The 21,019-nt window shown below is 62.7% G+C and carries 16 protein-coding genes and 1 tRNA gene; 12 read left to right on the top strand and 5 right to left on the bottom strand.

Annotated features, from left to right (window positions below; translation table 11 throughout):
* The first annotated feature begins 147 nt into the window (after positions 1–147).
* Positions 148–223 (top strand) — tRNA-Trp (locus IVB05_RS28815).
* 98 nt (positions 224–321) lie between these two features.
* Here IVB05_RS28815 and IVB05_RS28810 read toward each other — a convergent pair.
* Entirely contained in the window at positions 322–507 is a 186-nt protein-coding gene (locus tag IVB05_RS28810; protein WP_247779300.1) for a hypothetical protein, read from the bottom strand.
* A gap of 385 nt (positions 508–892) precedes the next feature.
* Between IVB05_RS28810 and secE the strand changes: the two genes are divergently transcribed.
* The 5 genes from secE to IVB05_RS28785 all read left to right on the top strand — a co-directional run bounded on the left by secE (position 893) and on the right by IVB05_RS28785 (position 3,989).
* Entirely contained in the window at positions 893–1,084 is a 192-nt protein-coding gene (gene secE, locus IVB05_RS28805) for a preprotein translocase subunit SecE (protein WP_247515586.1), read from the top strand.
* 20 nt (positions 1,085–1,104) lie between these two features.
* On the top strand, positions 1,105–1,635 hold the full coding sequence (gene nusG, locus IVB05_RS28800; protein ID WP_247787048.1) for a transcription termination/antitermination protein NusG: 531 nt from the start codon (positions 1,105–1,107) through the stop codon (positions 1,633–1,635).
* 160 nt (positions 1,636–1,795) lie between these two features.
* Complete coding sequence (gene rplK, locus IVB05_RS28795) at positions 1,796–2,224, top strand: 50S ribosomal protein L11 (protein ID WP_247779299.1); 429 nt, start codon at positions 1,796–1,798, stop codon at positions 2,222–2,224.
* 6 nt (positions 2,225–2,230) lie between these two features.
* Positions 2,231–2,923, top strand: coding sequence for a 50S ribosomal protein L1 (gene rplA, locus IVB05_RS28790; protein WP_247779298.1), 693 nt, complete (start codon positions 2,231–2,233; stop codon positions 2,921–2,923).
* Positions 2,924–3,041: 118 nt separating this feature from the next.
* On the top strand, positions 3,042–3,989 hold the full coding sequence (locus IVB05_RS28785) for a 2-hydroxyacid dehydrogenase (protein ID WP_247779297.1): 948 nt from the start codon (positions 3,042–3,044) through the stop codon (positions 3,987–3,989).
* A gap of 12 nt (positions 3,990–4,001) precedes the next feature.
* Here the strand turns inward: IVB05_RS28785 and IVB05_RS28780 are convergent, their stop codons facing one another.
* The 4 genes from IVB05_RS28780 to IVB05_RS28765 all read right to left on the bottom strand — a co-directional run bounded on the left by IVB05_RS28780 (position 4,002) and on the right by IVB05_RS28765 (position 6,925).
* A complete protein-coding gene (locus IVB05_RS28780) occupies positions 4,002–5,000 on the bottom strand; it encodes a hypothetical protein (protein ID WP_247779296.1) in 999 nt (332 codons plus the stop codon).
* 144 nt (positions 5,001–5,144) lie between these two features.
* Complete coding sequence (locus IVB05_RS28775) at positions 5,145–6,032, bottom strand: sigma-70 family RNA polymerase sigma factor (protein WP_247779295.1); 888 nt, start codon at positions 6,030–6,032, stop codon at positions 5,145–5,147.
* A complete protein-coding gene (locus tag IVB05_RS28770; RefSeq protein ID WP_247779294.1) occupies positions 6,010–6,555 on the bottom strand; it encodes a hypothetical protein in 546 nt (181 codons plus the stop codon). Before IVB05_RS28770 ends, IVB05_RS28775 begins: the two co-directional genes overlap by 23 nt.
* Positions 6,548–6,925: a hypothetical protein gene (locus IVB05_RS28765; protein ID WP_247779293.1), complete on the bottom strand. Its 378-nt coding sequence runs from the start codon at positions 6,923–6,925 to the stop codon at positions 6,548–6,550. The genes IVB05_RS28770 and IVB05_RS28765 overlap by 8 nt, the downstream gene beginning before the upstream one ends.
* Positions 6,926–7,559: 634 nt before the next feature.
* Between IVB05_RS28765 and rplJ the strand changes: the two genes are divergently transcribed.
* The 6 genes from rplJ to IVB05_RS28735 all read left to right on the top strand — a co-directional run bounded on the left by rplJ (position 7,560) and on the right by IVB05_RS28735 (position 20,886).
* Complete coding sequence (gene rplJ / locus IVB05_RS28760; protein WP_247779292.1) at positions 7,560–8,078, top strand: 50S ribosomal protein L10; 519 nt, start codon at positions 7,560–7,562, stop codon at positions 8,076–8,078.
* Positions 8,079–8,130: 52 nt separating this feature from the next.
* Entirely contained in the window at positions 8,131–8,502 is a 372-nt protein-coding gene (rplL, locus tag IVB05_RS28755; protein ID WP_108518057.1) for a 50S ribosomal protein L7/L12, read from the top strand.
* A 370-nt stretch (positions 8,503–8,872) separates the two neighbouring features.
* Complete coding sequence (gene rpoB / locus IVB05_RS28750) at positions 8,873–12,991, top strand: DNA-directed RNA polymerase subunit beta (protein WP_247779291.1); 4,119 nt, start codon at positions 8,873–8,875, stop codon at positions 12,989–12,991.
* A gap of 149 nt (positions 12,992–13,140) precedes the next feature.
* Positions 13,141–17,340 carry a DNA-directed RNA polymerase subunit beta' gene (rpoC, locus tag IVB05_RS28745; RefSeq protein ID WP_247779290.1) on the top strand — a complete coding sequence of 1,400 codons (4,200 nt, stop codon included), beginning with the start codon at positions 13,141–13,143 and terminating at the stop codon, positions 17,338–17,340.
* A gap of 149 nt (positions 17,341–17,489) precedes the next feature.
* Positions 17,490–18,587: a helix-turn-helix transcriptional regulator gene (locus tag IVB05_RS28740; protein ID WP_247779289.1), complete on the top strand. Its 1,098-nt coding sequence runs from the start codon at positions 17,490–17,492 to the stop codon at positions 18,585–18,587.
* Positions 18,588–18,831: 244 nt separating this feature from the next.
* A complete protein-coding gene (locus IVB05_RS28735) occupies positions 18,832–20,886 on the top strand; it encodes an FAD-dependent oxidoreductase (protein WP_247779288.1) in 2,055 nt (684 codons plus the stop codon).
* Positions 20,887–21,019: the final 133 nt, after the last annotated feature.

The following is a 21,019-nucleotide window of genomic DNA, read 5'->3' as shown; positions in this document are numbered from 1 at the left end:
TCTCCCGTTGCGCTTGTTGTTGTTCGCAGTCACCAAGTCTGGCGTAGATGCTCAGCCTTGGATAGGGCGCAAGCCGCTTCGCCCTTGCAATCGGGGTATGCCCTATGCTTGAAACGGCGCGAACCGGCGCACGCGTCGGTTCCCTGCAGGAGTGTAGCTCAATTGGTAGAGCACCGGTCTCCAAAACCGGGGGTCGCAGGTTCGAGCCCTGCCACTCCTGCCAGCTAAATCAAATACTTAAGCCGATTTTGGAGGATGGCCGATGAGCTTGTTCAAGCGCGTCGGCGATTGATCTGCGAGCCATCCGACTCGGTTCCGGAACTAGCCGAAGAATGCGCTGAGCACCGCTATGTCCGATCCGGCGGGGGATTCGCCCCGCAGGTCTGCGTCGATGACCCGGCGGCAGGCATCGACCGTAAAGGTGTCGCCGAGTTCGTTCGCTGCGTCGAGAACGGTCCACGCCGCATCGCCCGAGGGTCTTTCCTGGTCTTGGCCTAGCAGAGCCATGATCGTCCCTTTGCCCATCAATGGAGCGCTCAGGCTAGCAGCGAGCATTTAAGAACCAGATCGCGGTGTGCCGCGCATTTGAGTGGAGGCGGTACCGGGAGTTAACCAATGGCTTTTCGCCCTGTTTCCCAACACCTCGGACAAGACCCCGGAAATGGCCGTTTGAACCCCCGCGGCACCCCGTACCTTGACCTTTTGCCCGTCCGGCAGTAGATACCCGCCACCTGCAGCCGGCCCGCTAGCGCGGATATCCGGCGCGGCTTTGAATTCCCCCGAACAATCGAGCCCGCTTGGCGCTCATCCTTCGAGAGAGGGCTGGGCGCGAGAGGGCTGTTCGGATTCGCTTTAAATTACAATCGTCTCACGAAGGACGCGGTAACCAACGATGGCTTTCAGCCCGTTCAAATTCCTGCAGGAAGTGCGCTCGGAGACCGCCAAGGTCACCTGGCCGACGCGCCGCGAGACGACGATCACCACGATCATGGTGTTCGTCATGGTTGCGCTGGCGTCGATCTTCTTTTTCATGTCGGATCTGGTCATCCGCTACGTTGTCACTTTCCTGCTGGGCGTTCGCTGATGAGCACCGGAACCCAAACCATGGACAAGCGCTGGTATATCGTTCACGCCTATTCGAACTTCGAGAAGAAGGTCTCGGAATCGATCCGGGAACAGGCGAAGCAGCGCGGGCTTGAGGATCTGTTCGAGCAGGTGCTGGTGCCGACCGAAAAGGTCACCGAGGTGCGCCGCGGCCGCAAGATCGACGCCGAACGCAAGTTCTTCCCGGGCTATGTGCTGGTGAAGATGAAGCTGACCGACGAGGCGTTCCATCTCATCAAGAACACGCCCAAGGTCACCGGCTTCCTCGGCGCCGAAAACAAGCCGATGCCGATCTCCGAATCCGAGGCGATGCGGATCCTGCACCAGGTGCAGGAAGGCGTCGAACGTCCGAAGGCGTCGGTGTCGTTCGAAATCGGCGAGAACGTCCGCGTGGCCGATGGTCCGTTCGCGTCGTTCTCCGGCGTGGTTGAAGAAATTGACGAGGCGCGTTCGCGCGTGAAGGTCGCAGTGTCGATCTTCGGCCGCGCCACGCCCGTCGAACTGGAATTCGGTCAGGTCGAGAAGGTCTGATCGGCATAAGCGCGGAGCGCGTCTCCGCACTTAGAGAGTGCGAAGCACGTCTTCGCGTATCAAGAGGCCGTGGGAGGAAGAGGGTGGTCGCCAACCGCCCTTGATCCGAACCACGAACCTGAAACCGCCGGCTCAAAACCTGGCACAACAGGAGTGATACATGGCAAAGAAAGTGACCGGATACCTGAAATTGCAGGTGCCGGCCGGTGCGGCGAATCCTTCGCCCCCGATCGGTCCCGCGCTTGGTCAGCGCGGTCTCAACATCATGGAATTCTGCAAGGCGTTCAACGCGCAGACGCAGAAGGAAGAAAAGAACACCCCGATCCCGGTGATCATCACCATCTATGCGGACCGTTCCTTCACCTTCGAGATGAAGACGCCGCCGATGTCCCACTTCCTCAAGCAGGCCGCCAAGATCCAGTCCGGTTCGAAAGCTCCGGGCCGCGACAAGGCCGGCCAGGTGACACGCGAGCAGGTGCGCGAGATCGCCGAGAAGAAGATGAAGGATCTCAATTGCGATTCCATCGAGTCGGCCATGAAGATGGTCGAGGGCTCCGCCCGTTCGATGGGTCTGGAAGTTGCGGGGTAACGGGCCATGGCAATCGGAAAACGTTTGAAGAAGGCCCGCGAGGGTGTCGACCGCGAGAAGCTCTATCCGCTCGCGGATGCCATCAAGATGGTCAAGGAACGCGCCAAGTCGAAGTTCGACGAGACGATCGAGCTCGCGATCAATCTTGGCGTCGATCCGCGTCACGCCGACCAGATGGTTCGCGGAGTCGTCACTCTGCCGAACGGCACCGGCCGCACGCTGCGCGTCGGCGTGTTCGCCCGCGGCGCCAAGGCGGAAGAAGCCAAGGCGGCGGGTGCTGACGTCGTCGGCGCCGAAGACCTGGTCGAGAAGGTGCAGGGCGGCACGATCGACTTCGATCGCTGTATCGCAACCCCCGACATGATGCCGCTGGTCGGCCGCCTCGGTAAGGTGCTCGGCCCGCGCGGCATGATGCCGAACCCGAAGATCGGCACCGTGACGATGGACGTCGCCACCGCCGTGAAGGGCGCCAAGGGCGGCTCGGTCGAATTCCGCGTCGAGAAGGCCGGCATCGTGCAGGCCGGCGTCGGCAAGGCCTCGTTCTCGGAAGAGAAGCTGGTGCAGAACATCAAGGCGCTCGCGGACGCAGTGGCCAAGGCAAAACCTGCCGGCGCCAAGGGCACCTACATCCAGCGCGTGGCGGTCTCCTCCACCATGGGCCCGGGCGTCAAGGTCGAGCCGGGCACGCTGCTCGGCTAACTCCTTGCGGTTTACGTGAATAAACAAGGGCGGAATCGGGTGACCGATTCCGCCCTTTGCGTTTGATGTGGCATTTGCGTAATCGTCGCAGCGCCGGACTTGCCAAGAAGGAACAACAATGCCCGAGAAGGTCCTGATCTATTCGCGTTTTCCAAAGGCCCAGATGGAACGGTTCGGCGAACGTTTTGAACTCCTGAATGCCGCCGGCAAGCCACCCAATGAAGTGTTCCCCGCCGAACAGCTCGCAGACATTCGCGCGATGATCACGGCCGGCGGCACGCCGCTCGGCGGCGACGCAATGGACCTTCTGCCGAAGCTCAGCGCCATCGTCTGCTACGGCACCGGCTATGACGGCGTCGATCTCGCGGCGGCGGCGAAACGCAACATCGCGGTCGGCCACAGTCCGGGGGCGAACGCGGCGTCGGTCGCCGACATCGCGGTGACCCTGATGCTGGCAGCCACGCGGCGGCTACTTGTCGCCGACGATTATGTGCGGGGCGGGAGCTGGGCCGCTGCAAAACCGTCGCCGATGATGCGCCCGCAGGCGGGCATGCTCGGCCGCAAAATCGGCGTCTACGGCATGGGCGAGATCGGCCGCAAGATCGCGGCACGCGTCGCCGCCTTCGAGACCGAGGTCGGCTATTTCAGCCGCAGCAAGCACGACGTTCCCTATCAATATTTTCCGACGCTCGATGCGCTGGCCGAATGGTGCAGCGTCCTGATGATCGCGGTGCGGGCGGGGGCGGATACAAGTCACGCCGTCGATGCCGATATCCTGAAGAAGCTCGGCAAGGACGGCTACGTCGTCAACATCTCGCGCGGCTCGGTCATCGATCAGCAGGCTTTGATCGCAGCGCTGACCGACCAGACCATCGCCGGCGCAGGCCTCGACGTGTACACGAAGGAGCCGCATGCGCCTGACGCGCTGACGGCGCTGCCCAACGTCGTGCTCTCCCCGCATATCGGCGGCCATACGCTGGAATCGCATGTCGCTATGCAGGACTGCGTGCTGGCCAATCTCGACGCGTTCTTCGCCGGCAAGCCGCTGCCATACAAGGTAGCTTAGTTGCACTACTGGCTAGCCATTCATGATCACGGCGCGGGTTTGTCGCGCGGGATCGTGCTCGCCGACAAGAGCGGCAGGGTCGGTCGCCAGCACCGCTTCGGGCAAGGGCAGCGGCTCCAGGCCTGCGAAGCGGCGATAGGCAGCTCCCATGATGGCCGCGGCAACGACGACCAGCGCTAACAGGGGTGTGGGAACCAACATCGCCAAGGCAACGGAGGCGACTATGCCAACAACGGCACCAATGACGGCGTAGTCAGTTCCGCGCGTGCGCCGGAAGGCGCGCGCTGCAGCGTGTGTGACGCTGACAATGATGGCCGATGGAATGGCTGTCGCCAACAAGGTTGCCATGAATAAATACGCCGGTAGCGCCATTCGCGAAATCTGATTGGCCCAGGCCGGATTTTGCGAACCGCCGGTATCCCATTCTGTCAGAAAGAACGTCACGAAGGGGATTGTGATCAGCGCCACCATGGCGGCCGGCACCAGCGCCGCGATGGTGGTTGCAGCCATCGAGGTACGGACTTGAACCGGCCCATCGAAATTTGCGGGAATGGCGGGCACGGGGGCAACATCGGGATTTGCGGTACTGCCGGGACGGGCTCCCAGCATCTCGCGGCCGGCAAACTGGGCATATAGGGTGGCGCTGATCATGCCGACCAGGATCGGCAATACCGCTGCCGTCAGAAGAGTACCGTCCAGAGGCGGCGCGATGTTGAGGTCTTGCGACAACGCAAAGGCATAGCCGACCGCTGCGGCCGTGCCGCCCATCAGCCCATAGACCATGCGCGTAGCGAGGCCGAACGAACGCAGCAGCCAGTGGCCGGCGGCAAGCAGGGCGGCATCGACCGCGACGCGCGCCACGAAAATCTGAAATGCGCGGTCCGGCGAGGGCGGCTCGATCTTGTTGGCGAGGAATACGCCGAGACCAAGCACCGACATGATGGCGTGGAATATGACGAGCACGATCAGTGCCGCAATGAATGCACGGGCGGAATTGCGGATAACGGGCATGACGGCGCTCCCCTGGCGCCACTCCGGCGCAGCTCCGGCCTGAAACTGCCGGCCGGAGGTTGTGCGGCGGTTAATGCACGACCTGAGCGTGGCAAATCTGAACGATGAGGTTAGGAGGCCGTTAGCAAGATCGTTCAACTTGGATCAGTGCGGCGCGGCCGACGGCAGGTGCCGCAGCTTGTCGGGATTTCGGACGATATAGATCGCGGCGATTTTCTCGCCGTCGATCGCCATGCTCATGGTGTTGTCGAGTTCGCCGTCCAGGTAGAGCAGGGCGCCGAAGGCGCCGTTGATCATGGCAGGCTCGATGCGCATGTCGTGGCCGGCATTCTTGGCGGCAATACCGATGAAGAAGCGCGCGATCTTGTCGGCGCCGATGATCGGATTGCGCGCTGCCGTCTTGCGGCCACCGCCATCGGTGAGCGCCACGGCATCCTCCCGCAGCAGCGCGGCGAGCTGCGCAACGTTACCGCTGGTAACCGCCTCGCCAAATGCCTGCAGCAGACGGGCGTGATTGTCGGGTGCGCGCGCCGGGGCCGGGCGATTGTCGCGCACCGCGCGGCGGGCCCTCGAGGCCAGTTGCCGGCAGGACGCCTCGGTGCGGTCGAGCATGGCGGCGATTTCGGGGAATGGCGTGTCGAACACGTCGTGGAGCAGGAAGGCGGCGCGTTCCATCGGCGATAACCGGTCCAGCGCCAGCAGCAATGCGAACGACAGGTCGTCGGCGAGTTCAGTGGCGGCGTCGGCCGACAGGTCCTCCGCATCGAACACGGGCTCGGGCAGCCAGGGGCCGACATAAATTTCCCGCTGCACCTTCGCGCTCTTCAGGCGATCGAGACAGAGCCGGGTCACCACGGTGACGAGAAAGGCTTCCGCGTTGTGCACGTCCTGCGCCCCGGCAAAGCGGAGATAGGCATCCTGCACGACGTCTTCGGCGTCGCTGCGGCTGCCAAGCATGCGATAGGCGAGCCCGATCAGACGCCCGCGATGGGGCGCCAGCGGGTCGTCATCATGCGGCCTGTTTGACGACATCGACATTGTGTCCACTCACGGTGACGCGGCGGCATTCCTTGGCATAACCGAGGCCCGCCTTCACCATCGGGAACATGCGGCCCATTTGCAGCGCCAGCGTCAGATCTATTACGCCCTTCTGGCCCCATTGGGCCCGGACGGCGTCGCGAAACTCGTCGTCCTCGGCGGACCGGCGCACCACGGCGTCGGCAAACCTGAACCCAAGCGTGGTCGCGTCATTCATCGCTCGAGGGTCGCGGCGGAGAACCGCCTCGATCTGGTCCTTCGCCATGCCGGCTTCCAGCGCCATGTCGACGACCAGTTGCGTGCAGGGCCCGCAATCCTCGGCCAATGCACCGACGATCTTGGCTGCGAAACTCGCGTCGATCGGGACCGCCTCGCGATGGGCGGCCGCCTTCATGAGGGGCGCGAACTTGAAGAAGGCGGAAGGGGAACAGTTCAGCATCATCTCGAGATAGCTGACGTCGTAACCGTAACGCCTGGCAAATGCGCGCAGCGTGCGGCGCGCGATCCAACTACGCATGATTTTCTCCTTGGCTGGGGAAGGCGGAATAGAGCGCGGCTGCCGACGGCAGCACGATCGCGAGGAGGTCGAACGCGGCGTGATGGGTGTGGCCGACCGCCAGCATCTCCAGGTGAAGTACGGCGTGGGCGGCGAGGAAGCCGGCGCTCGCGACGGCCGCCGGCCAATACCGCGGCCGCCATGCCCGCGCGGCCAGCGCCAGGCCGGCCACGAGGAACGCGACCCCGATGTCCTGAACGAAATGTGGGTTGAACGGGCCGGTTTCCGGCACCCCGGGTACGGTTTCGTACCAGAGGGGGCCAGCCACCAGCATGGCCAGTCCGTTCAGAACCGTGGGTATCGCAAGAATCGCCGCCAACTGACGCCGCATGGGAACCTCCTGCGGCCAAGACGAGCCAGGTGCCCCCGGTGTGACAGGACCCGTCAAAGAATTTCCGCGCGATTCGGGACGAAAATTCTTGCTCCGGCCGGGCGGTGATCTGGTCTGAATTTTGCCCTTGGCAAGCCGGCCAAGACTCGGTAAACAGCGGCTTCCGGGCGTGCTGGCCGTTGCTGGCACGTCCGTGCGCGCATTCCGAAAACCCGATACGATAGGAGATCATTCCTTTCAGGACATCCGCATGGATTGCTCGAAAGGAAGGAAAACTCATCGCTTCGGTGGATTGCGGCAGGGGTCTTTCGGCTTGCCGGACGGCCCCGATCCTGTCCGAGACTGCAGGCGCCCGCGCAGAAACGCAAGTTTCTACAACGGCTTAATTTCACAGCCTGCATAGACGGGTGAAGACCGGATTTCGCTTTAACGCTGCCTCGCGCGGCGCCATGGCTGATTTGGTTCGAACCTCGACACCCCGCGCCATCTGGTTCGGGAGGGCAGGCTTATCAATGTCGTCCTGCCCGGCGTGTCCTTGAGACTGGTGTCTAGAGGTCAGGTTTTGGGTGAGACGATGGGTGTAACCCGGCGGTCTCGCTCCTAAGCGAAGGCCGCCAACCGGAGAGAGCTTGCTGTGGAAAGAGCGGCAAAAAAGGACGCGGTTGAGGCGCTGAACGAGGTCTTCAAGACCACGAGCGTCGCAGTCGTCGCCCACTATTCCGGCCTCACCGTGGCCCAGATGCAGAAGCTGCGCATGCAGATGAAGCAGGCGGGCGCGTCGGTGAAGGTCTCGAAGAACCGTCTCGCCAAAATTGCTCTTGAAGGCACGGACGTCGTTGCCATCGGTTCCCTGCTGAAGGGGCCGACCGTGATCGCGACTTCAAACGATCCGGTAGCGGCGCCGAAGGTTGCCATGGAATTCGCCAAGGCGAACGAAAAGTTCGTCATTCTCGGCGGCTCGATGGGTAAAACCGTCCTGGATGTGAACGGTGTGAAGGCGCTTGCCTCGCTGCCGTCACTCGATGAACTGCGCGGAAAGCTTGTCGGCCTCCTGGTGGCGCCGGCGACCAAGATCGCTCAGCTCTCGACTGCGCCCGCGGCCAAGCTCGCGCGCGTCGTCCAGGCCTATGCCTCAAAGAGCGAAGCGGCCTGACCCTTCGCAAATCAAACCTGGTTCGAACCAAACGTTTTAAGGAAATAGATCAATGGCTGACCTACAGAAAATCGTCGACGACCTCTCGAGCTTGACCGTGCTCGAAGCTGCCGAGCTTGCCAAGCTCCTGGAAGAAAAGTGGGGCGTGTCCGCTGCTGCCGCCGTTGCGGTCGCCGGTCCCGCTGCCGCCGCCGCCGCTCCGGCTGAAGAGAAGACCGAGTTCACGGTCGTTCTCGCTGCCGCCGGCGACAAGAAGATCGAAGTCATCAAGGAAGTCCGCGCCATTACCGGCCTGGGCCTCAAGGAAGCCAAGGACCTCGTCGAAGGCGCGCCCAAGCCGGTCAAGGAAGGCGTGAACAAGGAAGAGGCCGACAAGCTCAAGGCCCAGCTCGAAAAGGCTGGCGCGAAGGTCGAATTGAAGTAAGCGTACTACACAGAAAAGTGTGGGGATTCGCGGGGTTAGCCCTTCGAATCTCCACGATTCCGCCCCATATCGGAGCGGCAGCAGAAAAACGCGGTAGGCGGTGGGGACGGCAGGGTTCCTGGCGTAAGCCGTTGGGAGACAGTCAGATTTCGGGCTTTTTCAGTCCGTGAAGCGGCAAGTTGAGACGGGCGGGTGCAGTCATGCGCCCCGCGCGTCGTTTTGCGTTTTGAAGGTCTAAGGTGCGAATTCAGGACTTAATTCCTGAAATTGAGCTTTGTTCCTTTTGAGCGATTCGAAATTCAACCCGGGGGCGATGGCAGTCGCGCTTCGGAAGGTTCGCCCACAAGGGCGACGAAAATGAGAGGCCACGATGGCGCAGCAGACATTCACCGGTCGCAAACGCGTTCGCAAGTTCTTCGGACACATCAAGGAAGTCGCCGAGATGCCGAACCTCATCGAGGTTCAGAAGGCGTCCTACGACCAGTTCCTGATGGTCGAGGAACCCCAGGGTGGCCGGCTGGACGAGGGACTGCAGGCGGTGTTCCGCTCGGTGTTCCCGATTTCGGATTTCTCGGGCACCTCGATGCTGGAATTCGTCCGCTACGAATTCGAGCCGCCGAAATATGACGTCGACGAGTGCCGCCAGCGCGGCATGACCTATGCTGCGCCGCTGAAGGTGACGCTGCGCCTGATCGTGTTCGATATCGATGAGGAAACCGGCGCCAAGTCGGTGAAGGACATCAAGGAGCAGGACGTCTACATGGGCGATATCCCGCTCATGACCATGAACGGCACCTTCGTCGTCAACGGCACCGAGCGCGTCATCGTCTCGCAGATGCACCGTTCGCCCGGCGTGTTCTTCGACCACGACAAGGGCAAGACCCATTCGTCCGGCAAGCTGCTGTTTGCCGCGCGCGTGATTCCGTATCGCGGTTCCTGGCTCGACATCGAGTTCGACGCCAAGGACATCGTGTTTGCGCGCATCGACCGCCGCCGCAAGATCCCCGTGACCTCGCTGATGTACGCGCTCGGTCTCGACGGCGAGACGATCCTGTCCACCTTCTACAAGAAGATCAATTTCAAGCGCGCCAAGGAAGGCTGGCGCGTGCCGTTCGACGCCGCCCGCTTCCGTGGCTACTCCACCATCAACGACCTGATCGACGCCGATACCGGCAAGGTCGTGCTTGAGGCCGGCAAGAAGCTGACGGTGCGCGCGGCGCGCCAGTTGCAGGAAAAGGGCCTCAAGGCGCTGCGCCTGTCTGACGAAGAGCTGGTCGGCAATTATCTCGCCGAGGATCTCGTCAATCCAAAGACCGGTGAAATCTACGCCGAAGCCGGCGAGGAACTCACCGAGAAGTCGCTGAAGGCGCTCAACGAGCAGGGCTACAAGGAGCTGCCGCTGCTCGACATCGACCACGTCAATGTCGGCGCCTACATCCGCAACACGCTGCATGCCGACAAGAACATGACGCGTGAAGACGCGCTGTTCGACATCTACCGCGTGATGCGTCCGGGCGAGCCGCCGACCATCGACTCGGCCCAGACCATGTTCCAGTCGCTGTTCTTCGACAGTGAGCGCTACGACCTGTCCGCGGTCGGCCGCGTCAAGATGAACATGCGCCTCGAACTCGACGCGCCCGACACCCATCGCACGCTGCGCAAGGAAGACATCCTGGCCGTCATCAAGACGCTGGTCGACCTGCGCGACGGCAAGGGCGAGATCGACGACATCGACCATCTCGGCAACCGCCGTGTGCGTTCGGTCGGCGAATTGATGGAGAACCAGTACCGTATCGGCCTGCTGCGCATGGAGCGCGCGATCAAGGAGCGTATGTCCAGTGTCGATATCGACACCGTGATGCCGCAGGACCTGATCAACGCCAAGCCGGCGGCTGCCGCGGTGCGCGAGTTCTTCGGCTCGTCGCAGCTGTCGCAGTTCATGGACCAGACCAACCCGCTGTCGGAGATCACCCACAAGCGCCGTCTCTCGGCGCTTGGACCGGGCGGTCTGACCCGCGAGCGCGCCGGCTTCGAAGTGCGCGACGTGCATCCGACGCATTACGGCCGCATCTGCCCGATCGAAACGCCGGAAGGCCCGAACATCGGCCTGATTAACTCGCTGGCGACATTCGCGCGCGTCAACAAATACGGCTTCGTCGAAACGCCCTATCGCAAGGTCAAGGACGGCCGCGTCACCGAGGAGGTCGTGTACCTCTCGGCGATGGAAGAGGGCCGTTATCGCGTGGCGCAGGCTAACGTGCCGCTCGACGCCAAGGGGCGCTTCACCGAGGACCTGATCATCTGCCGTCACGCCGGTGAAGTGCTCCCCATTACGCCCGACAAGGTCGACTACATGGACGTGTCGCCGAAGCAGCTCGTTTCCGTGGCTGCGGCGCTGATCCCGTTCCTCGAGAACGACGACGCCAACCGCGCGCTGATGGGCTCGAACATGCAGCGCCAGGCGGTGCCGCTGGTTCGCGCCGAGGCTCCGTTCGTCGGCACCGGCATGGAAGGCGTGGTCGCCCGTGACTCGGGCGCTGCGATCGCCGCGCGTCGTTCGGGCGTGATCGACCAGATCGACGCCACCCGCGTCGTGATCCGCGCCACCGAGGATCTCGATCCCACCAAGTCGGGCGTCGATATCTACCGGCTGATGAAGTACCAGCGCTCCAACCAGTCGACCTGCATCAACCAGCGTCCGCTGGTGAAGGTCGGCGACATCGTCAGGAAGGGCGACATCATCGCCGACGGTCCCTCGACCGATCTCGGCGAGCTCGCGCTCGGCCGCAACGTGCTGGTCGCGTTCATGCCGTGGAACGGCTACAACTTCGAAGACTCGATCCTGCTCTCCGAGCGGATCGTGAAGGACGACGTCTTCACCTCGATCCACATCGAGGAGTTCGAGGTGATGGCCCGCGACACCAAGCTCGGACCTGAGGAAATCACCCGCGACATTCCGAACGTCTCGGAAGAAGCGCTGAAGAACCTCGACGAAGCCGGTATCGTCTATATCGGCGCCGAAGTCCGCGCCGGCGACATCCTGGTCGGCAAGATCACGCCGAAGGGCGAAAGCCCGATGACGCCGGAAGAAAAGCTCCTGCGCGCCATCTTCGGCGAAAAGGCCTCCGACGTCCGCGATACCTCGCTCCGCGTGCCCCCGGGCGTGCAGGGCACGATCGTGGAAGTCCGCGTGTTCAACCGTCACGGCGTCGACAAGGACGAGCGTGCGCTGGCGATCGAGCGGGAAGAGATCGAGCGTCTGGCCAAGGACCGCGACGACGAACAGGCGATCCTCGACCGCAACGTCTACGGCCGCCTCGCGGAGCTGCTGGAAAATCGCCAGGGCATCGCGGGTCCCAAGGGCTTCAAGAAGGACACCAAGATCACGCGCGCCGTGCTCGAGGAGTATCCGAAGTCGCAGTGGTGGATGTTTGCTTCGCCGAACGACAAGCTGATGAGCGAAATCGAGGCGATGCGGAAGCAGTACGACGAATCGAAGAAGGGCCTTGAACAGCGCTTCCTCGACAAGGTCGAAAAGCTGCAGCGTGGCGACGAATTGCCGCCCGGCGTGATGAAGATGGTCAAGGTCTTCGTCGCGGTGAAGCGCAAGATCCAGCCCGGCGACAAGATGGCCGGCCGTCACGGCAACAAGGGCGTGGTGTCCAAGATCGTTCCGATCGAGGACATGCCGTTCCTCGAGGACGGCACCCATGCCGACATCGTGCTCAATCCGCTCGGTGTGCCCTCGCGCATGAACGTCGGCCAGATTCTGGAGACGCATCTCGGCTGGGCCTGCGCGGGGCTCGGCAAGCGCATCGGCCAGACCATCGACGCCTACTATCAGAAGCAGGACCTCAAGCCGCTGCGCGAGACCCTGAAGAAGATCTATGGCGACGATGAAACCATCAAGACGCTGAACGACAACGAGTTGATGGAGCTTGGCAAGAACCTGAGCCACGGCGTGCCGATCGCGACGCCGGTGTTCGACGGCGCCAAGGAAGCCGACATCGAGGAAATGCTGAAGCTCGCGGGCTTCGACGCTTCCGGCCAGTCGACCGTCTATGACGGCCGTACCGGCGACGCCTTCGACCGCAAGGTGACGGTGGGCTACATCTACATGTTGAAGCTGCACCATCTGGTCGACGACAAGATCCACGCGCGTTCGATCGGTCCGTACTCGCTCGTTACCCAGCAGCCGCTGGGCGGCAAGGCGCAGTTCGGCGGGCAACGTTTCGGCGAAATGGAGGTGTGGGCGCTGGAAGCTTACGGCGCGGCCTACACGCTGCAGGAAATGCTGACCGTGAAGTCGGACGACGTCGCCGGCCGTACCAAGGTGTACGAGGCGATCGTGCGCGGCGACGACACGTTCGAGGCGGGTATCCCGGAATCGTTCAACGTGCTGGTCAAGGAAATGCGCTCGCTCGGCCTCAACGTCGACCTGCACAATTCCAAGGTGGGACCGGCACCGACGTCCGAGGCGGCCGAGTAACGGCAAAGATTCCATGTCCGACCCAAAGCGCGAAGGCAACTTCGCAGACGGGCCGGACATTCGCGCTCCGCTCGGACGTTGAGCGGGCGCGTGCCAACGAAGAATTTCGAATTTGCTGCCGGTGACGATCGGCACGCGAGGAGAAGACGATGAACCAAGAAATTATGAATCTCTTCAATCCGACGACCCCGGCCCAGGTCTTCGACCAGATCCGGATCTCGATTGCGTCCCCGGAGAAGATTCTGTCCTGGTCCTACGGCGAGATCAAAAAGCCGGAGACCATCAACTACCGGACCTTCAAGCCGGAGCGCGACGGCCTGTTCTGCGCCCGAATCTTCGGGCCGATCAAGGATTACGAGTGCTTGTGCGGCAAGTACAAGCGGATGAAGTACAAGGGCATCATCTGCGAAAAGTGCTCGGTCGAAGTGACGCTGTCGCGCGTCCGGCGCGAGCGCATGGGCCATATCGAACTGGCCGCACCCGTTGCCCATATCTGGTTCCTGAAGTCGCTGCCGTCCCGCATCGGCCTTCTGCTCGACATGACGCTGAAGGATCTCGAGCGGATTCTGTACTTCGAATATTACGTCGTGCTGGAGCCGGGCCTGACCGCGCTCAAGGACCGTCAGCTGCTGTCGGAAGACGAGTACCTGAAGGCGCAGGACGAATACGGCCAGGATTCCTTCACCGCCATGATCGGCGCCGAAGCGATCCGCGAACTGCTGAAGGGGCTTGAGCTCGAAAAGCTCGAGCAGTCCCTGCGCGCGGAAATGCACGAGACCGAATCCGACATCAAGCACAAGAAGCTCGCCAAGCGGCTCAAGATCGTCGAGGCGTTCCGCTATTCCGGCAACAAGCCGGAGTGGATGATCCTGACCGTGGTGCCGGTGATTCCGCCGGACCTGCGTCCGCTGGTGCCGCTCGACGGCGGCCGCTTCGCGACGTCCGACCTCAACGACCTCTACCGCCGCGTCATCAACCGCAACAACCGCCTGAAGCGGCTGATGGAGCTGCGCGCGCCCGACATCATCATCCGCAACGAAAAGCGCATGCTGCAGGAGGCCGTCGACGCGCTGTTCGACAACGGCCGCCGCGGCCGCGTCATCACCGGCGCCAACAAGCGTCCGCTGAAGTCGCTGGCCGACATGCTCAAGGGCAAGCAGGGCCGCTTCCGGCAGAACCTGCTCGGCAAGCGCGTCGACTATTCGGGCCGCTCCGTGATCGTGGTCGGTCCCGAACTGCGGCTGCATCAGTGCGGCCTGCCGAAGAAGATGGCGCTCGAACTGTTCAAGCCGTTCATCTATTCGCGGCTCGACGCCAAGGGCCTGTCCACCACGGTGAAGCAGGCGAAGAAGCTCGTCGAGAAGGAGCGTCCCGAGGTCTGGGATATTCTGGACGAGGTGATCCGCGAGCATCCGGTGCTGTTGAACCGCGCGCCGACGCTGCATCGCCTCGGCATTCAGGCGTTCGAGCCGGTCCTGATCGAGGGCAAGGCGATCCAGCTCCATCCGCTGGTTTGCGCCGCGTTCAACGCCGACTTCGACGGCGACCAGATGGCCGTGCACGTCCCGCTGTCGCTGGAAGCGCAGCTCGAAGCGCGCGTCCTGATGATGTCGACCAACAACATCCTGCATCCTGCGAACGGCCAGCCGATCATCGTGCCGTCGCAGGACATCGTGCTCGGCCTCTATTACGTGTCGATCATGCGCGAAGGCCTGCCCGGCGAAGGCAAGATCTTCGGCGACATGGCCGAACTCGAGCACGCCCTGCATTCGAAGGTCATCCACCTCCACACCAAGATCAAGTACCGGTGGGAGGGCATCGACGAGACCGGCAAGACCACCAGGCGCTGGATCGAAACCACCGCGGGCCGCGTCATGCTCGGCACCTTGCTGCCGAAGAACCAGAAGATCTCGTACGACATCATCAACAAGCTGATGACCAAGCGCGAAATCTCCGGCGTGATCGACCAGGTCTACCGTCACTGCGGCCAGAAGGAGACGGTGATCTTCTGCGACCGCATCATGGCGCTCGGATTCTACAACGCGTTCAAGGCCGGCATCTCGTTCGGCAAGGACGACATGGTGGTGCCGCACTCAAAGTGGAAGATCGTCGACACCACCCGTACGCTGGCGAAGGATTTCGAGCAGCAGTACAATGACGGCCTGATCACCCATGGCGAGAAGTACAACAAGGTGGTCGACGCCTGGTCGAAGGCGACCGAAGAAATCGCCAAGGAGATGATGAAGGAAATCTCCTCGACCAAGAAGACGGCGAAGGGCGCCGACGCCGACATCAACTCGATCTACATGATGGCGCATTCGGGCGCGCGCGGTTCGCCGGCCCAGATGCGTCAGCTCGCCGGCATGCGCGGCCTGATGGCGAAGCCGTCGGGTGAAATCATCGAGACGCCGATCATTTCCAACTTCAAGGAAGGTCTGTCGGTGCTCGAATACTTCAACTCGACCCACGGCGCCCGCAAGGGCCTCGCGGATACCGCGTTGAAGACCGCGAACTCGGGTTACCTGACCCGCCGTCTGGTCGACGTGGCGCAGGACTGCATCATCACGCAGGACGATTGCGGCACCAAGCTCGGCATCAAGATGCGCGCCATCGTCGATGCCGGTACGGTCGTAGCTTCCTTGGCGTCGCGTATCCTCGGCCGCACCACGGGCGAGGACCTGCGCGATCCCGCGACCAACAAGGTCGTGGTCAAGCGCGGCACGCTGATGGAAGAGACGCATGTCGACGCCATCCAGCAGGCCGGCATCCAGGAAGTGAAGATCCGTTCGGCCCTGACCTGCGAACTCGTCAACGGCATCTGCGGCAAGTGCTACGGCCGGGATCTCGCCCGCGGCACGCCGGTCAACCACGGCGAGGCGGTCGGCGTCATCGCCGCCCAGTCGATCGGTGAACCCGGCACGCAGTTGACGATGCGCACGTTCCACATCGGCGGCGCGGCGCAGATCAACGAGCAGTCGTTCGTGGAGTCGAACTTCGACGGCAAGGTGACCATCAAGAACAAGGCCATCGCCAGGAACAGCGAAGGCCACCTTGTGGCGATGGTTCGCAACATGGTGTTTGCGATCACCGATGCCGACGGCACCGAGCGTGCGACCCACCGCATTCAGTACGGCGCGCGCGTGCACGTCGATGAAGGCGACATGGTCAAGCGCGGCCAGCGCATCGCGGAGTGGGATCCGTACTCGCGTCCGGTTCTCACCGAAGTCGAAGGCACCATCGGGTTCGAGGACCTGGTCGAAGGCCAGTCGATCTCGGAAACGCTGGACGAATCCACCGGTATCGCCAAGCGCGTCGTCATCGACTGGCGCGCGTCGCGGGGCGGGGCGGATCTGCGCCCGGCCATCGTGGTCAAGGGCAAGGACGGCAAGGTGCTGAAGCTCGCACGTGGCGGCGATGCCCGCTACATGCTGTCGGTCGACGGCATCCTGTCGGTCGACGTCGGTGCCAAGGTCAAGGCCGGCGACATCCTGGCGCGTATCTCCACGGAAAGCGCCAAGACCCGCGACATCACCGGCGGTCTGCCGCGGGTGGCCGAACTGTTCGAGGCCCGCAAGCCAAAGGACGCGGCGATCATCGCGGAAATCGCGGGCACGATCCGCTTCGGCCGCGACTACAAGAACAAGCGCCGCATCTCGATCGAGCCGATGGACAAGACCGAGGAGCCGCGCGAGTACCTGATCCCGAAGGGCAAGCACATCCATCTGCAGGACGGCGACATCGTCGAAAAGGGCGATTTCATCGTCGAAGGCAATCCGGCGCCGCACGACATCCTGGCGATCAAGGGCATCGAGGAACTCGCTGCCTATCTGGTCAACGAAATCCAGGAAGTCTACCGGCTGCAGGGCGTGCTCATCAACGACAAGCACATCGAGGTGATTGTCCGTCAGATGCTGCAGAAGGTCGAGGTCACCGACCAGGGCGACACCGACATGATCTCGGGCGAGCAGGTCGACAAGATCGAGTTCGACGCGATCAACGTCAAGGCCAAGGAAGAGGGCAAGAAGCCCGCCACGGGAACGCCGGTTCTGCTCGGCATCACCAAGGCGAGCCTGCAGACTCGCTCGTTCTTCTCGGCGGCCTCGTTCCAGGAGACCACCCGCGTGCTCACCGAAGCCGCCGTCAACGGCAAGGTGGACCCGCTGGAAGGCCTCAAGGAGAACGTCATTGTCGGCCGGCTGATCCCGGCGGGCACCGGCGCCTCGATGGCCAAGATCCGCGAAGTCGCGGTCAAGCGCGACAAGCTGATTCTCGACGAGCGCGAGAAGCAGGCGACGATCGTGCCGACCGCTCCGGAAGCGGAACCGCTGGCATTGCCGCCGGCGGAGTAAGGGTTCCGTCAGGTTCCGATCGACAAGAAAGCCGGCTGCGAAGCCGGCTTTTGCTTTTTCAACGGCGTGACCCGTGCTTCACCCATAAGGGTGATACATGCTACCAAGTCACGACGTGATGTCTATGTCGGCAGTCCCTCCGAGTCCCCATGAACGCATCAATTGATTCAGAACGTCTGATCGACCGCATTTATGAGGCTGGACTGGTCCCGTCGCTTTGGCCAGCTCTGCTCGGCGAACTCAGTGCGGCGGTCGGCGGCAACGGTGGCTTTCTGTTCGGCGTGCGCGACGGATACACAAGCGCGGTCAATTCCGCCGAATATGACCAGCTGATGCCCGTTTTCTTGAAAGAGGGATGGAGCGAGCGCGATCCGAATCTGCCGCGCGCCCTCGCCCTGAATCGTGCGGGCTTCGTTACCGACCATGACCTCCTCTCGGAGGAGGAGATCGCGACCAACGACGTCTATTGCAACTTTTACCGCAAGCACGGCATTGGCTACCGGGCCGGCACGATCATTCCGATGCCGAGCGGCGATTCAATCGCGATCGTGATGCCGCGGCATCAGGATCATGGCCCGGTACCGCAAGAGGTCGTCAATCTCCTGGATGGACTGCGGCCGCATCTGGCCCGGGCCTCCCTTGCAGCAAACCGCCTTGGCTTCGAGCGCGCACTTGCTCAGGTTGACGCATTGCAGGCGCTGGGCCTGCCGGGCGCGGTGCTGCGCGGGCCCGGCCGGGTGTTCGCGGCGAACGGCCTGTTCGATGCGCTGATGCCTTCGCTGTTCCAGGATCGCGCCCAGCGCGTGACGATGACGGACGTTGCGGCGGATGCACTGCTCGCCGAAGCGCTCGGCACGCTGCCTCTTGCCGGCAGCCGGACCGTGAAATCCATACCGGTCGCGGCGACGCTCGGTCACGTGCCGATGGTGCTGCATGTCATCCCCGTACGCGGTTCCGCGCGCGATATCTTCACGCAGGCCACCGCGCTGCTGGTGGTGACGCCGGTCGATCGCGCCGCGGTGCCGACCGCGGAGGTCCTGCAAGGCCTGTTCGACCTGACGCCGGCGGAAGCGCGCGTGGCGCGGGGCATCGGCCAGGCCGAAACCATTGATACACTTGCCGACGCGACAGGCGTCAATCGGGAGACGGTGCGCAGCCAGCTCAAGGCCGTGCTGTCCAAGACCGGCCTTTCGCGCCAGCAGGAGCTGGTCAGCCTGCTCGCCGGCAAGGCGTTCCGCCGCGGTTAGGTGGCCGTCCCGGCTTCAGGGGCAGAATCGTCGGCCTTTCCGCCGGCGGAATAAGGCCTCCGCAAGAATACGGTGCGAAGACAAAAGGCCGGCACAAGCCGGCCATTTTGCTGCTTTCTTTCATTGCTGCGTTGCGAGGACCTGCTTTGTTCATCTTCCCTTCAGGGTGAAAAGCGCTTTTGCTAGTGTGGATTAGACCGGCTGCTTCCCGAAGGCAGGGGGGCCGGAGGGCGACGGAAAAGACATGTTGGATCTTGCAATCGTAGGCGGCGGCCCGGGCGGGCTGATGAGCGCTTGGTATTTGAAGAAAAAGCTCGGCGATCTCTGCCGCGTCACGATCTACGAGGCGTCCGACCGCGTCGGGGGCAAGATCGTTTCGCGCAAATTCGATTCCGCGCCGGCGATGTACGAGGCAGGCGTCGCCGAAATCTACGATTATTCGATGACCGGCCCGGATCCGCTGCGGGAACTGATCCAGCATTTCGGCCTGCAGACGATACCGATGGACGCCGAGCAGGTGCACCTCGACGGCGAGTTGCTCCACGATGTCCCGGGCATGCGCCGCAGGTATGGTGAGAAGACCGCGGCTGCGATCGAGGCGTTCCGCAAGCGTTGTTCCGATATGGTGTCGCCGATCGAATATTACGAAGGCGTCGGCGCCCACGACAACGAGCACCCCTGGGCCTACATGACCTGCGAGGAAGTGCTCGACGAGGAAGTCGACGATCCCATCGCCAGGCGCTTCTTCAAGGTGATGGCGCGCTCTGATATCGCGACCGAAAGCCACAGCACAAACGGCCTGAATGCGTTGAAGAACTTCGTGATGGATGTCGACGGCTATATCGGCCTGTACTCGATCCAGAACGGCAACGAGCAGCTGATCGAGTGCCTGCGCTCGGAAGTCGATGCCGACATCCAGCTCAACCATCGCGTGCTCAAGGTCGGCAAGACCGATAGCGGCCGCTATCAGCTCAATATGATGAACGGGAAGGGGCCGGAGACACGGGATTTCGATCTGGTGCTGATGTGCCTGCCGCATTCCTGGCTCGGCACCATGCGCTGGGATGGAGAAGAACTGCGCAAGTCGATGGTCAAGCACGTCGCCTATTTCGACCGCCCGGCGCATTACCTTCGGGTTTCGATCCTGTTCGACGAGCCGTTCTGGGGCGAGAAGATCTCCGGCGCCTGGTTCATGTCGGAGGCGTTCGGCGGCTGCTGCGTTTACAACGAGGGCGCCCGCCACGACGTCGGCAAGCACGGCGTGCTCAACTGGCTGATCGCCGGTTCCGATGCGCTGGCGTTTGCCAATCTCAGCGATCAGGAACTGATCGACGCCGCGCTCAAGTCGCTGCCGCCTTCGTTCGGCAACGCCCGCGATCATTTCCTGGAAGGCAAGATCCACCGCTGGCTGTCATCGGTGAATGCGCTTCCGGGCGGCCTGCCGGTGCGCGACGTCATGACCAACCACCGGCCGGAGCCGAAGCAGCATCCGGGGATCGTCGTGGTTGGCGATTATCTGTTCGATTCGACGCTGAACGGTCTGCTCGACTCCTCCGACGCCGCCACCGACATCATTCTGACCGAGATGATGCGGTTGCGCCGCGCCCGCGCGCAGGAGGACGGGGTATCGTCCGACAAGATCGACCGCAGCTATTTCGAGAATTACCGCGGCGCCGGGCCCTACAGTGAGGTCTGGAGCCGGTTTACCGATCCGGCCTATTTGACAGATCTGATCAAGATCGTCTGGAACAGGGCCAGGGGCTACAAGCTGCTCGTTGCCGGCTCCGCCAGCGGCGAACTGGTCGGTGCGCTCCGCGAGCGCGGCATCGATGCCTGGGGTATCGAAAACAACAAGGCGATCCACGCCAAAACGCCGAAGGCGCTGAAAAAGTACAACAAGCTCGGCTCCATCGCCGACATGCCGTTCAAGGACGACGAATTCGATTTCGTGTTCGAGACGAGCCTGTGTCATGTCGCCGAAAAGCAGGTCCCGCGGGCGGTACGCGAACTTAACCGCGTCGTGAAGACCGGACTGGTGTTCGGGTCGGTGACGTCGGACATGGCTCCCGCACTGATCGACCGTTACGACCTGTTGCGCGGCGTGAAGAAGCTCGGCACCTGGTGGGAATGGTCTGAATTGTTCTTCGGCAACGGATTCGACCTCTCGATGCACCGCCGCGACTGCACCGATGCGGTGTGGGCGGCGACGCTGGCTGCCAACAAGGGGCCGGGGCAGTGGTACGCCGACGCCGACAGCCTGCGCTATTCGTTCTTCGACAAGGTCGAATCGGACGATTGAGGTCCGACCGGTTGTATTAAGGCACGACCGGCTCTGATGATTCAGCGCCGGCCGCGCCAAATGTTTGCCGAATTGATCCCGATCGCATAGAATCCGTGGCGGTAGTGCTCGCCGCTGCCGCGTTCGATTTGCG

Origin of the sequence: Bradyrhizobium sp. 170 (assembly GCF_023101085.1) — a bacterium.
Taxonomy (GTDB): Bacteria; Pseudomonadota; Alphaproteobacteria; order Rhizobiales; family Xanthobacteraceae; genus Bradyrhizobium.
The sequence above is the reverse complement of the archived record's forward strand: the minus strand, read 5'-3'. Positions and strand labels throughout refer to the sequence as shown.

Excerpts from the sequence above, each read along its gene's own strand:
- IVB05_RS28810 (WP_247779300.1), bottom strand. The coding sequence starts at position 507 with ATGGCTCTGCTAGGCCAAGACCAGGAAAGACCCTCGGGCGATGCGGCG.
- secE (WP_247515586.1), top strand. The coding sequence starts at position 893 with ATGGCTTTCAGCCCGTTCAAATTCCTGCAGGAAGTGCGCTCGGAGACC.
- nusG (WP_247787048.1), top strand. The coding sequence starts at position 1,105 with ATGGACAAGCGCTGGTATATCGTTCACGCCTATTCGAACTTCGAGAAG.
- rplK (WP_247779299.1), top strand. The coding sequence starts at position 1,796 with ATGGCAAAGAAAGTGACCGGATACCTGAAATTGCAGGTGCCGGCCGGT.
- rplA (WP_247779298.1), top strand. The coding sequence starts at position 2,231 with ATGGCAATCGGAAAACGTTTGAAGAAGGCCCGCGAGGGTGTCGACCGC.
- IVB05_RS28785 (WP_247779297.1), top strand. The coding sequence starts at position 3,042 with ATGCCCGAGAAGGTCCTGATCTATTCGCGTTTTCCAAAGGCCCAGATG.
- IVB05_RS28780 (WP_247779296.1), bottom strand. The coding sequence starts at position 5,000 with ATGCCCGTTATCCGCAATTCCGCCCGTGCATTCATTGCGGCACTGATC.
- IVB05_RS28775 (WP_247779295.1), bottom strand. The coding sequence starts at position 6,032 with ATGTCGTCAAACAGGCCGCATGATGACGACCCGCTGGCGCCCCATCGC.
- IVB05_RS28770 (WP_247779294.1), bottom strand. The coding sequence starts at position 6,555 with ATGCGTAGTTGGATCGCGCGCCGCACGCTGCGCGCATTTGCCAGGCGT.
- IVB05_RS28765 (WP_247779293.1), bottom strand. The coding sequence starts at position 6,925 with ATGCGGCGTCAGTTGGCGGCGATTCTTGCGATACCCACGGTTCTGAAC.
- rplL (WP_108518057.1), top strand. The coding sequence starts at position 8,131 with ATGGCTGACCTACAGAAAATCGTCGACGACCTCTCGAGCTTGACCGTG.
- rpoB (WP_247779291.1), top strand. The coding sequence starts at position 8,873 with ATGGCGCAGCAGACATTCACCGGTCGCAAACGCGTTCGCAAGTTCTTC.
- rpoC (WP_247779290.1), top strand. The coding sequence starts at position 13,141 with ATGAACCAAGAAATTATGAATCTCTTCAATCCGACGACCCCGGCCCAG.
- IVB05_RS28740 (WP_247779289.1), top strand. The coding sequence starts at position 17,490 with ATGAACGCATCAATTGATTCAGAACGTCTGATCGACCGCATTTATGAG.
- IVB05_RS28735 (WP_247779288.1), top strand. The coding sequence starts at position 18,832 with ATGTTGGATCTTGCAATCGTAGGCGGCGGCCCGGGCGGGCTGATGAGC.